Source organism: Chryseobacterium sp. RR2-3-20 (genome assembly GCF_017808115.1).
In the GTDB taxonomy this organism is placed as follows: Bacteria; Bacteroidota; Bacteroidia; order Flavobacteriales; family Weeksellaceae; genus Chryseobacterium; species Chryseobacterium oryzae.
In genome coordinates, this window is sequence record NZ_JADQBD010000076.1 from 1 (window position 1) to 12,829 (window position 12,829).

General features: G+C 34.6%; 11 protein-coding genes. 5 read left to right on the forward strand and 6 right to left on the reverse strand.

All coding sequences use genetic code 11. The annotated features are described in order from the left end of the window. Positions 1-143: 143 nt before the first annotated feature. The 4 genes from IV513_RS13400 to IV513_RS13415 all read left to right on the forward strand — a co-directional run bounded on the left by IV513_RS13400 (position 144) and on the right by IV513_RS13415 (position 5,404). Entirely contained in the window at positions 144-2,732 is a 2,589-nt protein-coding gene (locus IV513_RS13400; RefSeq protein ID WP_209391069.1) for a TonB-dependent receptor, read from the forward strand. Positions 2,733-2,819: 87 nt separating this feature from the next. Continuing rightward, positions 2,820-3,251 (forward strand): hypothetical protein, encoded by a 432-nt coding sequence (locus IV513_RS13405; RefSeq protein ID WP_209391070.1) that lies wholly within the window; start codon positions 2,820-2,822, stop codon positions 3,249-3,251. Positions 3,252-3,319: 68 nt separating this feature from the next. Beyond that, on the forward strand, positions 3,320-4,312 hold the full coding sequence (locus tag IV513_RS13410) for an aspartate-semialdehyde dehydrogenase (RefSeq protein ID WP_209391071.1): 993 nt from the start codon (positions 3,320-3,322) through the stop codon (positions 4,310-4,312). Positions 4,313-4,408: 96 nt separating this feature from the next. Continuing rightward, entirely contained in the window at positions 4,409-5,404 is a 996-nt protein-coding gene (locus IV513_RS13415; RefSeq protein ID WP_209391072.1) for a cation diffusion facilitator family transporter, read from the forward strand. A gap of 158 nt (positions 5,405-5,562) precedes the next feature. Here IV513_RS13415 and IV513_RS13420 read toward each other — a convergent pair whose 3' ends face one another. From IV513_RS13420 to ileS, 6 genes are all read right to left on the reverse strand, one after another. Further along, positions 5,563-6,207, reverse strand: a complete 645-nt coding sequence (locus IV513_RS13420; RefSeq protein WP_209391073.1) for a vancomycin high temperature exclusion protein — start codon at positions 6,205-6,207, stop codon at positions 5,563-5,565. 16 nt (positions 6,208-6,223) lie between these two features. Next, on the reverse strand, positions 6,224-6,865 hold the full coding sequence (locus IV513_RS13425) for a lipoprotein signal peptidase (protein WP_209391074.1): 642 nt from the start codon (positions 6,863-6,865) through the stop codon (positions 6,224-6,226). Next, positions 6,865-7,056, reverse strand: coding sequence for a hypothetical protein (locus IV513_RS13430; RefSeq protein WP_160812678.1), 192 nt, complete (start codon positions 7,054-7,056; stop codon positions 6,865-6,867). Before IV513_RS13430 ends, IV513_RS13425 begins: the two co-directional genes overlap by 1 nt. Positions 7,057-7,072: 16 nt before the next feature. Beyond that, a complete protein-coding gene (locus tag IV513_RS13435; protein WP_209391075.1) occupies positions 7,073-7,318 on the reverse strand; it encodes a DUF6576 domain-containing protein in 246 nt (81 codons plus the stop codon). 85 nt (positions 7,319-7,403) lie between these two features. Next, the gene (locus IV513_RS13440; protein WP_209391076.1) at positions 7,404-7,784 is read right to left on the reverse strand and encodes a TraR/DksA C4-type zinc finger protein; all 381 of its coding nucleotides are present in this window, start codon (positions 7,782-7,784) and stop codon (positions 7,404-7,406) included. Between the two features lie 59 nt (positions 7,785-7,843). Then, positions 7,844-11,233 carry an isoleucine--tRNA ligase gene (gene ileS, locus IV513_RS13445; protein ID WP_209391077.1) on the reverse strand — a complete coding sequence of 1,130 codons (3,390 nt, stop codon included), beginning with the start codon at positions 11,231-11,233 and terminating at the stop codon, positions 7,844-7,846. 205 nt (positions 11,234-11,438) lie between these two features. On the opposite strand from ileS, the gene IV513_RS13450 reads away from it, so the two are divergent. Next, positions 11,439-12,731 (forward strand): phenylacetate--CoA ligase family protein, encoded by a 1,293-nt coding sequence (locus IV513_RS13450; RefSeq protein ID WP_209391078.1) that lies wholly within the window; start codon positions 11,439-11,441, stop codon positions 12,729-12,731. Positions 12,732-12,829: the final 98 nt, after the last annotated feature.

Genomic DNA, 12,829 nt, shown 5'->3' on the forward strand with positions numbered 1-12,829 from the left:
CCCAAAATGTGCTGAAAAACTGAATAAATTCATATCTAATTGTTTGATTACTACAAATATACAAAAGTTATGATAAATTACGGATATTCATAAATTATTTGTCGAATTTTGCAGAAAAATTAATTCTAACTATTATTAAGATTATGAAATTAATCAACAAATCGATGCTTACTGCGATAATTGCATTATCTACAGCAAGCGTTTATTACGCACAAGAAGTAAAAGATACTGCTTCAAAATCGAAAGATATTGAGGAAGTAATCCTAAAAGGAGTTACCGATATCGCTAAAGATAGAAAAACTCCTGTAGCAGTTTCTACAATTAAAGCAGCACAAATTCTAGAAAGACAAGGTAACCAAGAGCTTGTTGAATTATTAAATACAACACCATCAGTATATGCTACAAAAGGAGGTGGGGGTTTTGGAGACTCTCAGCTTTCAATTCGTGGTTTCGAAAGTAAGAATGTTGCTGTAATGGTAAACGGTATGCCGGTAAACGATATGGAAACTGGTGCTGTTTATTATTCTAACTGGACTGGTTTATCTGATGTTACTAGTTTCTTACAAGTACAAAGAGGTCTTGGTTCTTCTAAATTGGCTATTGCATCTGTAGGGGGTACTATGAACTTCATTACAAAATCTGCAGACATGAAGAAGGGCGGAGTTGTAAGATTAGGTGTCGGAAACAATGATTTTCTTAAAACTTCATTTGCTTACAATACAGGTAAATCTGAGAACGGTTGGTCTTCATCTTTCTTGATGGCTAGACAATCTGGTGCTACATATATAGAAAATACAAATTATGAAGCATATACTTATTTCTTTGCATTAGGTTACCAACCAAGTGCTAAGCATAATTTGCAGTTTATGATCACTTCATCTCCGCAATGGCACGACCAAAGATCATACGCACCTTCAATCGCTAACTATATTAAGTATAATCCTGATCATGATAATACTCCATACAGAAGATACAATTCTGACTTCGGATATTATACTGACGCTAGCGGAAACAGAGTAGCTCTTGCAAATGCAATGAACTATTATGCAAAACCAGTAATGATGTTGAACTGGGATTGGACTATCAGTGATAAATCTACATTAAGTACTGTAGCTTACATGTCTAACGGACGTGGTGGTGGAGCAAGAAACCTTGGAGGTATTGCCGGAAAAGGAATGAGTGCGTTTTATGATAATGAAGGCCATTATAATTATGACCAAATTTTCGCAGCAAACGCAGCTATAAATCCTAATACTGCACCAGCTGCAAGTACACTTGTTCGTACTTCAAGTATCAACTCTCATAACTGGTACGGTGTCTTAATGAATTTCCAACATAAGATTAATGACAATTGGAATTTCTCAGTAGGTACTGATGACAGATATTACTATGGTTACCATTACCAAGTATTGTCTGATCTTTATGGCGCTTCAGGATATAAAGATAACACTAACAAAAATGCACCTAACAGAGTTGTTAACAATACTTATGATTATAAAAAATTAAGCTGGAATCCTTTTGGTGGATCATTAGCTCCAATGGATCAAAGACTAGCTTTCAGTAACGATGGAGAAGTTCTTTGGTATAGTGGTTTCGGACAGGTAGAGTATTCTAACGATAAACTATCTGCATTTTTACAAGGTTCAGTTTCAAACCAATCATATCAAAGAATTGATGATTTTGTTCTTCCTGGATCAACTCAACAAGGGCAAATAATTGATAGAAAAACTGGATTTAAAGATCTTTTAGGTTATAATATTAAAGGGGGTGCAAACTATAACTTAAACGAAAACAATAACGTATTTGCCAATATCGGTTATTACAGCAAACAACCTTTAATGAGTGCTGTTTACCCAAGTAATCAGCAGGTTGTAAATCCTAATTTAACAAATGAGAAAATATTTTCTGCTGAATTAGGTTACGGTTTCAAAACAAACAATTTCAACGCTAAATTAAATTTGTATAGAACCGAATGGAAAGATAGATTCTACAGAAGAGGTAATATAGCTAATATCGACGGAAACGGAAATACAGGATATTCAGAAGTAAGTGGAATTACTCAGCTTCACCAAGGTGTAGAATTAGAAGCAAACTACAGATTAAACAAATTTATTGAGTTTAATGGTATGTTTTCTTGGGGAGATTATCAGTATAAAGGTAATGCAACAGGTGCAAACTTCTTAGACGATAATACACCAGTTGCGATTAATGGTAACAACGCTTCTACTCTATATTTAGATAAAGTAAAAGTAGGTGGTAGTAACAATAACAGTATCCCGCAAACAACAGCCTCTTTAGGTACAACAATTAGCCCTTTAAAAGGATTAAAAGTGTACGGTGGATGGCAATATACAGGTAAAATCTATTCTACACTTAATGTTGCAGAATTCCTTAAGCCTGGAAACGAATCGCTTAAGTTACCAGATTTTAATTTATTTAATGTAGGTGCATCTTATAAGATTTCTTTAAACAATCCTAATCAGTATTTTACTTTAGGAGCTAACGTTTACAACTTATTAGACACAACATACATCCAAGATGGTGCGACTAATATTAAAGTTAAGCAAGTTAGCGACTTTAAAACAAATACAAATACTGATGCACAAGCGCAGGCACTTTACCAAACTTACATCAATAACCCAAATAACTTCTATAAAGGTATTGATGCCTCAAACAGAGTTTTCTTCGGATTTGGTAGAACATGGTCTGCTACTTTATCTTTCAACTTCTAGTACAAATAAATTAACTTTTATTACATACCAAAATCCCGGCTTTATCGCTGGGATTTTTTATATTTGCATCTAACAAAAATAAACATTATGGATTTCAACATGCTTCAGGCACACCGTGGTTTTGCTTATTTAATCTTACTTGCAACTGCAGTTTTTGTCATAGCTCTTTTTGCAACCATGTTCGGATATTCCGGAAAAATTTCAAAACTTTTAAGAAAATCTACTTTATTTACATTAATTTTCTTTCACACTCAGGTTTTAATTGGTTTAATCATGTTATTCTTCTTTTCTCCGGGATTTAAAGCAGCAAAAGAATCAGGAATGTTGATGAAAGATGCTGTTCTAAGAAAAACTTATGTTGAACATCCAACTGCGATGATTATTGCAGCAATTTTATTAACGATTGTCAACAAAAAATTCAAGACCAACGATAAACTTAATATGAGTTGGGTAATCATGTCTTTAGTTGCTGTTGCACTTATGCTTTGGGCATTTCAGTGGGGCAGATTATTCGGATAAAATTTGAATGTCTGATTTCTAAAATCGAGACAAAACATATCATTTAATTTTTAAATTTCAATAACAAAATGAAAGTAGCTGTAGTAGGATCTACCGGAATGGTAGGTCAGGTTATGCTTAAAGTTCTCGAAGAGAGAAACTTCCCTATCACCGAATTAATTCCGGTAGCATCGGAAAAATCTATTGGTAAGAAGGTGAAGTATAAACAGGATGAATTTACCATCGTAAGCATGAACGACGCTATTGCTGCCCAGCCAGATATTGCTATTTTCTCTGCAGGAGGTTCTACTTCCTTAGAATTTGCACCAAAATTTGCAGAAGCAGGAACCACTGTAATAGATAATTCTTCAGCTTGGAGAATGGATCCTTCAAAAAAACTGGTAGTTCCGGAAATTAATGCCGCTGTTTTAACGAAAGAAGACAAAATTATTGCAAATCCCAATTGCTCAACCATTCAGTTGGTGATGGTTTTGGGACCCTTGAATAAAAAATACGATCTTAAGAGAGTTATTGTTTCTACTTACCAATCGGTTACAGGCACCGGAAAAGCTGCTGTAGATCAGTTGAACGGAGAAATTTCAGGAGATGAATCTGTTGAGAAAGTATATCCTTATCAAATCTTCAAGAATGCACTTCCTCACTGCGATGTTTTTGCAGATGATGATTACACCAAAGAAGAGATTAAATTAATGAAAGAGCCTAAGAAAATTTTAGGGGACGACACATTTAATTTAACAGCTACCGCAGTAAGAGTTCCCGTACAAGGAGGGCATTCTGAAAGCGTTAATATTGAATTTGAAAACGAATTCGACTTGGATGAAGTAAGAAAAATTTTATCTGAAACTCCCGGAGTAGTGGTAATGGATAACGTTAAAAACAACGAATACCCAATGCCTTTGTATTCGGAAGGAAAAGATGAGGTTTTTGTAGGAAGAATAAGAAGAGATCTTTCTCAGCCAAAAACACTTAACCTATGGATTGTAGCAGATAATCTGCGGAAAGGTGCAGCAACCAACGCTGTACAGATTGCAGAATACTTGGTTGAAAAAAACTTAGTTTAAACTAACAAAAATAAAAAGAGTCTCCAACGAGATTCTTTTTTTTTCGGATAATTATTTTAGATAATAATAGACTGATAAACAATCATTGACTGAAAAATGATAAAAAATAAAATAAATAAAGACAAAATAGGATTTCAGAAAATTATTGCAGTTTTTGGAATCATTCTTTTTGTCGGAAAAATAATTGCCTGGAAACTTACAGATTCCGATGCTGTTTTTTCGGATGCTATGGAAAGTATCGTAAATGTTATCAGTGCATTTATGGGCTTATATTCTCTTTATCTTGCAGCTAAACCTAAAGATGAAGATCATCCTTACGGGCACGGAAAAGTAGAATTTGTAACTTCCGGTATTGAAGGTGCTCTTATCTCAATCGCCGGATTAATGATTATTTATGAAGGCATCAACAGTTTAATCGTTGGTAAAGTTCTCAATAAATTAGACTGGGGAATCGCCATTATTGCCGCAACAGCCATCATCAACTATTTTCTTGGATATATTTCTATTAAAAAAGGCGAGAAAGAGAACTCTTTGGTTCTTATTTCTTCGGGAAAACACCTTCAGTCTGATACTATTACCACATTGGGCGTAGTAATAAGCTTAATTATTGTTTATTTTACTAAAATTTATTGGATAGACTCTTTAGTAGCTTTGTTTTTCGGATTTTACATCATTTTTGTTGGATACAAAATCGTTCGAAAGTCGCTTAGCGGTATAATGGATGAACAGGATCCTGAATTGTTGAACAAGATTATAAATCTTTTGGAAAACAACAGAAGAACAGAATGGATAGACATTCATAACATGAAAATTCAGCAATTTGGTTCTTCACTTCATATTGATGCACACATTACACTTCCTTATTACTACAGTCTTCGAGAAGCACATCAGGAAATGGAAAAAGTAATTATTCTTCTGGCAAATAATACCAACAGAACGGTGGAATTCAACTTTCACATGGATGATTGTAAGCCTATTTCCTGTTCAATATGTCAAATTATGGATTGCCCGGTAAGACAACATCCATTCATCAAACGTATAGAATGGACTCCCGAAAACGTAACCAGTGTAGAAAAACACACCACTTTTTGAATTGATTGAAATAATAAAGATTTAGGATAATGCCTAAAATTATGTCTGTAAATTGAAAATCAAAAATATATCAACCTAAGTTCGTGATAAGCATTTACAAAACGCAAAGCTAAACAGAAGATTAAAATATTGCTTATCCCGAACCGAACTCACATTATTTAAGGAATAACAACCTTATCGCCGCCAAACTTAGGTTCAACACCAAAAAGTAAATCCCAATATACTTTTGCTTTTGCGAAATATTCTCGGAGATTAGTCTTTAAACCAGCGTATTTATTAACATTTTCAGCGTTATACCCATAAGCTTCAATATTATTTTTTCTTGCCAGAAAAACAGCTCTTTCATTGTGGAATTTCTGAGAAATAATAATAAGCTTTTGCTGACCAAAAATTTCTTTGGATCTTAAAACAGAATCTAAGGTTCTAAAACCGGCAAAATCGAGATATATCTTATCTTGAGGAACTCCCTGTTGCATTAAAGCCAATTGCATATCTTCGGGTTCATTATAGTCTTTCCGGCTGTTATCCCCGCTCACGATGATGTACTTAATCTTTCCGCTTTTGTACAAATCTGCGGCAGCTTTTATCCTATTGGTAAAATAAGCATTTGGAAAACCACTGCTCAGCGTTTTACTAGTTCCGAGAAGCATGGCTACTTTAGTTGTCGGAATTTTAGAGGCATCATCATACAGGAAACTGTCGCTGCTTTGTTTTATATTGTAATTGGCAAATACAATAAAAATAATTCCTGCTCCGAAAAGAAGCAGGAAAGTTTTACTTATTTTTAAAAGATTTTTTTTCATATTGTGTATGTGGTTTTTAGAATTCCAAACCGTTAGGAAAAGCTTTTTTTCTGAAAATCAATAATAATGCTGCTCCTACAGTAATTGCAGAATCGGCAATATTAAAAATATATTTAAAAAATTCTATATGCTTCCCTCCTATTAGCGGCCAATTGGATGGTACATTCCAATCCACAATAGGAAAATGTAACATATCTACGACACACCCTTTCATAAATGAAGAATAACCATGTCCGAAAGAAACAAATTTAGAAACTCCGCCATAGCCTATCCATCTTCCGGTACTTTCGTCGAAAACAGTTCCACTGTCGAAGATTAAACCGTAAAACATTCCATCAATCAGATTACCAATTGCTCCTGCGAAAATCATCGCCATAGGAATAAGAAGGTAGTTAGATTCTCCTCTTTTCAGCCATTTATTAAAAAGGTAAATCATACCGCCAATAAGGAACAGGCGAACAATTACCAGAAAATATTTACCGATAATTCCTCCAAAATGAAAGCCATACGCCATTCCCGGATTTTCCACAAATGTTTTATTAAAGAAACCTTCAACTACCGGAATACTTTCATTAAGTTCAAAATGCGTTTTCACATAAATTTTAGACGCCTGATCTATCAACAAGATAAGTAAGGTTACTAAAGCAATCTTCTTCATTACAGTCCTTTTGGTTTAGAGGGTTTATTTATTTTCTCGTTTTTCTTTTCGATTACTTTTTTAATCGTTTTTTGGTTATGAAAAGTATTTTTGGTGTGAAATTTTTCATATTTAATTCCCATTTCCTTCAATACACTTTTCAGTGCATTCAGTTCCATAGAATTTTTGGTGTGTACGATAATAGATTCCATTGTAGAGTTTTAAAATTTATTTTCGGGAAAGTTCGTCCAGCCTTTTGCGTTCTTTTGGAGAAAGATCGCCGAGTCCGTTTTTACCCATTTTACCGAGAAGTCTATCTATTTCCTTCTCTCTTTCGCGCTTGTCCGAATTAAATTGATCATCTATCGTATAATTTTTTTCCTTTTCCGGGAAAAACTTTGGCTTCTGTTTTTCTTTATTTAAAAAAAACAAAATCCCAATAACAATAAGTGCTAAAATTACATATCCGACCATAGCTATAACTAAAAATTAGGTTTATAAAATGCTATAAAACATCATATAAACCCAATTATTAATTTACAAAAATAAGATAAAATAATTATCTCTGCATATTTTTCGCTTCTATACTTAATGTTGCATGAGGAACGGCCAAAAGCCTTTCTTTAGGAATAAGCTTCCCCGTAACTCTACAAATACCGTAAGTTTTATTTTCTATTCTAATTAAGGCGTTTTTAAGATCTCTCACAAACTTTTCCTGTCTTCCTGCAAGAATGGAGTTTTGCTCTTTGCTCAATGTTTCCGCACCTTCTTCAAATGCTTTAAAGGTAGGAGAGGTGTCATCTGTTCCGTTATTCTGGTCATTAATGAAGCTTTCTCTGATGAGTTTTAAATCGTTTTCAGCTTTCTCTATTTTATCTTTTATGATGGACTTAAATTCCTGTAAATCAGCATCACTGTATCGTACTCTTTCGTCTGACATGGTTCTTTTCTTTTTTTAATAAAATTATGAAATGGAATATGAAAAACAATAACTATTTGTTAATTTTTTTCGATATTTATTTTAAATTTAGCCTCATCTATTTCGATTTCTGTAAAATCTGATAGTGAAGATACAACTTCTAATTTATCTGACAATACTTCGTCTGAAATGTAAATTTCATTTTTTCTGATATCGTCAATATACGGTGAATTTTCTTCAATAGAAATTCTTATTCTGTCGGTAAGCTCGAAATCTTTTTCCTTTCTGATGTTTTGAACTCTGTTGATAAATTCTCTGGCAATACCTTCAGATTTCAATTCATCTGTCAGTGTCAAATCTAATGCCACAGTTATTTTGTTGTCTGAGGTTACTGTCCATCCAGGGATGTCTTTTGTAGAAATTTCCACATCATCAACCGTAATTTCATAACCCTGAATTTCTATTTTGCCTTCTTTTTCTAATGAAGCAATTTGTTCCGAAGAAAGATTATTAATCTCACCTCCAACCACTTTCATATCTTTTCCCAGTCTGGATCCTAAAGTTTTGAAGTTGGGCTTTATCTGTTTTACAATTAGATGCGACGCTTCTTCAGCGTTAATTAACTGCAGTTCTTTTACATTTACTTCCTGTTTGATTAAATCTGCAACGGCCAGAATTTGTTCTTCAGTTTTCTTGTCTAGAACAGGAATTAAAACTTTTTGCAGTGGCTGACGTACTTTTACGTTTTCTTTCTTTCTTAAAGAGAAAACCATACTGGTAATATTTTGTGCCAAATGGGTTTTTTCTACCAAATCCTGATCAATTAAACTTTCGTTTGCAACCGGGAAATTGGTTAAATGCACAGATTCTACACCTTCCTTACCTGTTACAGCGTTCAGATCCTGATATAATTGATCCATAAAAAATGGTGCAATAGGAGCAGATAATCTGGCAACGGTTTCCAAACAAGTGTATAAAGTCTGGTAAGCAGAAATCTTGTCTTCAGAATAATCTCCTTTCCAGAAACGTCTTCTGCATAATCTTACATACCAGTTACTCAAATTATCATTTACAAAAGTGCTGATGGCTCTGGCAACTCTTGTAGGTTCATAATCTTCATAAAAAGCTTTTACTTCTTTAATTAAAAGATTGAGTTCAGACAAAATCCAACGGTCTATTTCCGGACGGTTTTGAACGTCTTTTTCCGCATAATTAAATCCGTCTACATTGGCATATAAAGCGAAGAATGAATAAGTGTTGTAAAGTGTTCCGAAGAATTTTCTTCTCACCTCATCAATTCCTTCAATATCAAATTTCAGGTTTTCCCAAGGATTGGCGTTAGAAATCATGTACCAACGTGTAGCATCCGGACCGTAAACAGCAAGTGTTTCAAATGGATCTACGGCATTACCCAAACGTTTAGACATTTTTTGTCCGTTCTTATCCAAAACAAGACCGTTACTCATTACATTTTTATAAGCCACGGAATCGAAAACTGCAGTTCCTATTGCATGAAGAGTATAAAACCATCCTCGAGTCTGGTCTACTCCTTCAGCAATAAAATCTGCCGGGAAAGCTTTATGATGGTCTATTAAATCTTTATTTTCGAAAGGATAATGCAGCTGTGCATAAGGCATAGAGCCGGAGTCGAACCAAACATCAATAAGATCGCTCTCACGCTTCATTTCTTTGCCGGAATCTGATGCCAGAAATACTTTATCAACCACATTTTTGTGTAAATCGATCAAAGAGTAGTTCTCTTCAGACATATTTCCGATTTCAAAGCCTTTGAACGGATTTTCTTTCATAAATCCTACCGCAACAGATTTTTCGATCTCATTGTATAATTCTTCTACCGAACCGATGATTTTTTCTTCTTTCAAATCTTCTGTTCTCCAGATTGGCAACGGAATTCCCCAATATCTTGATCGGGAAAGATTCCAGTCGTTTACATTTTCCAGCCAGTTGGCAAAACGTCCTTCTCCGGTTGCTTTGGGCTTCCAGTTGATTTCTTTATTCAAATCTACCAATCTGTCTTTCACGGCGGTCATTTTCACAAACCATGAATCGAGCGGGTAATACAAAACAGGTTTATCTGTTCTCCAGCAATGCGGATAGCTGTGAACATATTTTTCTACTTTAAAAGCTTTGTTCTCTGTTTTCAGTAAAATAGCGAGTTCTACATCCCATGATTTTTCAGGAGCAGTACCGTCATCATAATATTCATTTTTGATGTATTTTCCTGAGAAAAGTTTCGGCACATGAGTTCCTCTGATAAATTTTCCCTGCAAATCTACCAATGGTACCAAATTATCATTTTCATCTTTTACCAACATTGGCGGAATTCCGTTTTCTTTGGCAACTCTTGCATCATCTGCACCGAAAGTTGGTGCAATGTGAACTATACCGGTTCCGTCTTCCGTAGTCACAAAATCTCCGATGATTACCCTAAATGCTTTTTCAGGATTTTCATCTGGCATAAACCAAGGAATTAACTGTTCATATTGAGTTCCTGCTAATTGAGTTCCTGTAAATTCTTTTACAATTCTGAAGGGAATGGTTTTGCTTTCTGAAGTATAGTTTGCAAAATCTTCATCTGTTCCTTCAGCATATTTTTTACCAAAATTCTTTTCAAGTAAAACTCTTGCCAAAACAACTGTTACCGGTTCGAAAGTATATTGATTGAACGTTTTAACAACTACATATTCAATATCTCTACCTACAGCCAAAGCGGTGTTGGAAGGCAAAGTCCATGGAGTTGTAGTCCAGGCTAAAATGTTTACTTCTCCATCAACATCGTTAAATAATTCCGAAGTTTCTTTTTTTACTTTAAACTGAGCAACAATTGTGGTATCGGAAACATCTCTGTAGGTTCCTGGCTGGTTCAGCTCGTGAGAAGAAAGTCCGGTTCCTGCTTTTGGAGAATAGGGTTGAATGGTGTACCCTTTATACAGCAATTCTTTGCTGTACAACTGCTTTAGCAACCACCAAACGGTTTCCATATATTTTGGTTTGTACGTGATGTAAGGGTCTTCAAGATCTACCCAATATCCGATTTTTTCGGTGAGCTGATTCCAGACATCCGTATATCGCATTACCGCTTCACGACAAGCTTTATTATAATCTTCAATGGTGATTTTCTTGCCAATATCTTCTTTGGTAATTCCGAGTTCCTTTTCTACTCCTAATTCCACAGGAAGTCCGTGCGTATCCCATCCTGCTTTACGGAAAACCTGCTTTCCGTTTTGCGTTTGGTAACGACAGAAAATATCTTTCAACGCTCTTGCCATAACGTGGTGAATTCCCGGCATTCCGTTTGCAGAAGGCGGACCTTCATAAAACACAAACTCAGGATTTCCTTCGCGTGTTTCCACACTTTTTTCAAAGGTTTTATGGGCTTTCCAAAACTCCGAAACATTCTCGGCTACGTCTATAAGGTTGAGGTTTTTATATTCTTTAAATTGGCTCATTGTAATTTCTCAATTTCGAAGATTAATTAAGTTGGCAAATTTAGTGAATTTTAACGGTTTATAATATATGTTTTATTTTGATGAAGCTGGCAGAAAATTTTGAAATTTATTTTTTGAAAAATTGCAGTAATTTCTCATGGTAATGGCTTAAAATTTAGACCTGTTAATTTTAAATTAAATAAATTTGTCTTTAAAAAGTAAGCCTTTGGAACTCTATCCGTCAATCGAAAAATCCGACATTCAGGAAATAAAAGCTTTTCAGGAAAAAAAACTGAAAGAAGTTTTACAGTATCTTGAAGCAAATTCACCTTTCTATCAAAAATTATTTAGAGAAAATAATATCAATATTTCTGAAATTCAAAAGCTGGAAGATTTAAAGAAAATTCCAACAACCTCAAAAAATGATATTCAGCAGAATAATCAGGATTTTTTTTGTGTCCCGCTTTCACAAATTGTAGATTATAGTACGACTTCAGGAACGTTGGGAGATCCGGTGACTTTCGGTCTTTCTGATGAAGATCTGGAGAGAATTGCCTATAATGAAGCGATCTCTTTGGCTTGTGCAGGTATTCAAAAAGGTGATGTCGTACAAATGGTTACTACTATAGACAAGCGTTTTATGGCAGGTTTAGCCTATTTCTTAGGTTTGAGGAAAATGGGAGCCAGCGTTGTGCGTATGGGACCGGGAATTCCTGAACTGCAATGGGATTCTGTTTTCAGGTACAAGCCGAAATATCTAATCACCGTTCCTTCTTTCCTTTTGAAAATGATAGATTATGCGGAGAAAAATAATGTAGATTATAAAAAATCGAGCATTTACGGAGCAATATGTATTGGTGAAAGTATCAAAAATCAGGATTTTACGGATAATATTCTTGCTACAAAGATTAAAGAAAAATGGAATATTCAGTTATATTCCACGTATGCTTCTACAGAAATGAGCACGGCTTTCACAGAATGTGAATTTCAGAAAGGAGGTCATCATCACCCGGAATTAATTATTACAGAAATTCTTGATGACAATGAAAATCCAGTGAAAGAAGGAGAAAGCGGCGAATTAACGGTCACGACTTTAGGGGTAGAAGCGCTTCCTTTGTTGAGATTTAAAACAGGAGATCTGGTAAAAGCACATTATGGACCTTGCGAATGTGGCAGGAATACCATGCGTTTGGGACCGGTGGTTGGCAGAAAGCAACAGATGATTAAATATAAAGGAACTACGCTTTATCCACCCGCGATGAATGATATCCTGAATGATTTCAACGGGATTTCTTGCTATCAGATCGTCATTCAATCCAACGAAATAGGTTTGGACGAAATTATCATAAAACTGAGTACAGAAACCAATTCGGAAAATTTCGAAAATGAAGTGAGAGATCATTTCCGGGCAAAACTAAGGGTAAGTCCGAAAATTGAAATCGTAGATTTTGATGTTTTGTCTAAAATTGTTTTTCATCCTAACAGCAGAAAACCGATAACATTTACAGATTTGAGGTAATTTTAAATGAATATCCGTAATTTATCATAACTTTTGTATATTTGTAGTAATCAAACAATTAGATATGAATTTATTCAGTTTTTCAGCACATTTTGGGA

What these genes read in the sequence shown, in the direction of transcription:
- IV513_RS13400 (WP_209391069.1), top strand. Translation starts at nt 144, where the DNA reads ATGAAATTAATCAACAAATCGATGCTTACTGCGATAATTGCATTATCT.
- IV513_RS13405 (WP_209391070.1), top strand. Translation starts at nt 2,820, where the DNA reads ATGGATTTCAACATGCTTCAGGCACACCGTGGTTTTGCTTATTTAATC.
- IV513_RS13410 (WP_209391071.1), top strand. Translation starts at nt 3,320, where the DNA reads ATGAAAGTAGCTGTAGTAGGATCTACCGGAATGGTAGGTCAGGTTATG.
- IV513_RS13415 (WP_209391072.1), top strand. Translation starts at nt 4,409, where the DNA reads ATGATAAAAAATAAAATAAATAAAGACAAAATAGGATTTCAGAAAATT.
- IV513_RS13420 (WP_209391073.1), bottom strand. Translation starts at nt 6,207, where the DNA reads ATGAAAAAAAATCTTTTAAAAATAAGTAAAACTTTCCTGCTTCTTTTC.
- IV513_RS13425 (WP_209391074.1), bottom strand. Translation starts at nt 6,865, where the DNA reads ATGAAGAAGATTGCTTTAGTAACCTTACTTATCTTGTTGATAGATCAG.
- IV513_RS13430 (WP_160812678.1), bottom strand. Translation starts at nt 7,056, where the DNA reads ATGGAATCTATTATCGTACACACCAAAAATTCTATGGAACTGAATGCA.
- IV513_RS13435 (WP_209391075.1), bottom strand. Translation starts at nt 7,318, where the DNA reads ATGGTCGGATATGTAATTTTAGCACTTATTGTTATTGGGATTTTGTTT.
- IV513_RS13440 (WP_209391076.1), bottom strand. Translation starts at nt 7,784, where the DNA reads ATGTCAGACGAAAGAGTACGATACAGTGATGCTGATTTACAGGAATTT.
- ileS (WP_209391077.1), bottom strand. Translation starts at nt 11,233, where the DNA reads ATGAGCCAATTTAAAGAATATAAAAACCTCAACCTTATAGACGTAGCC.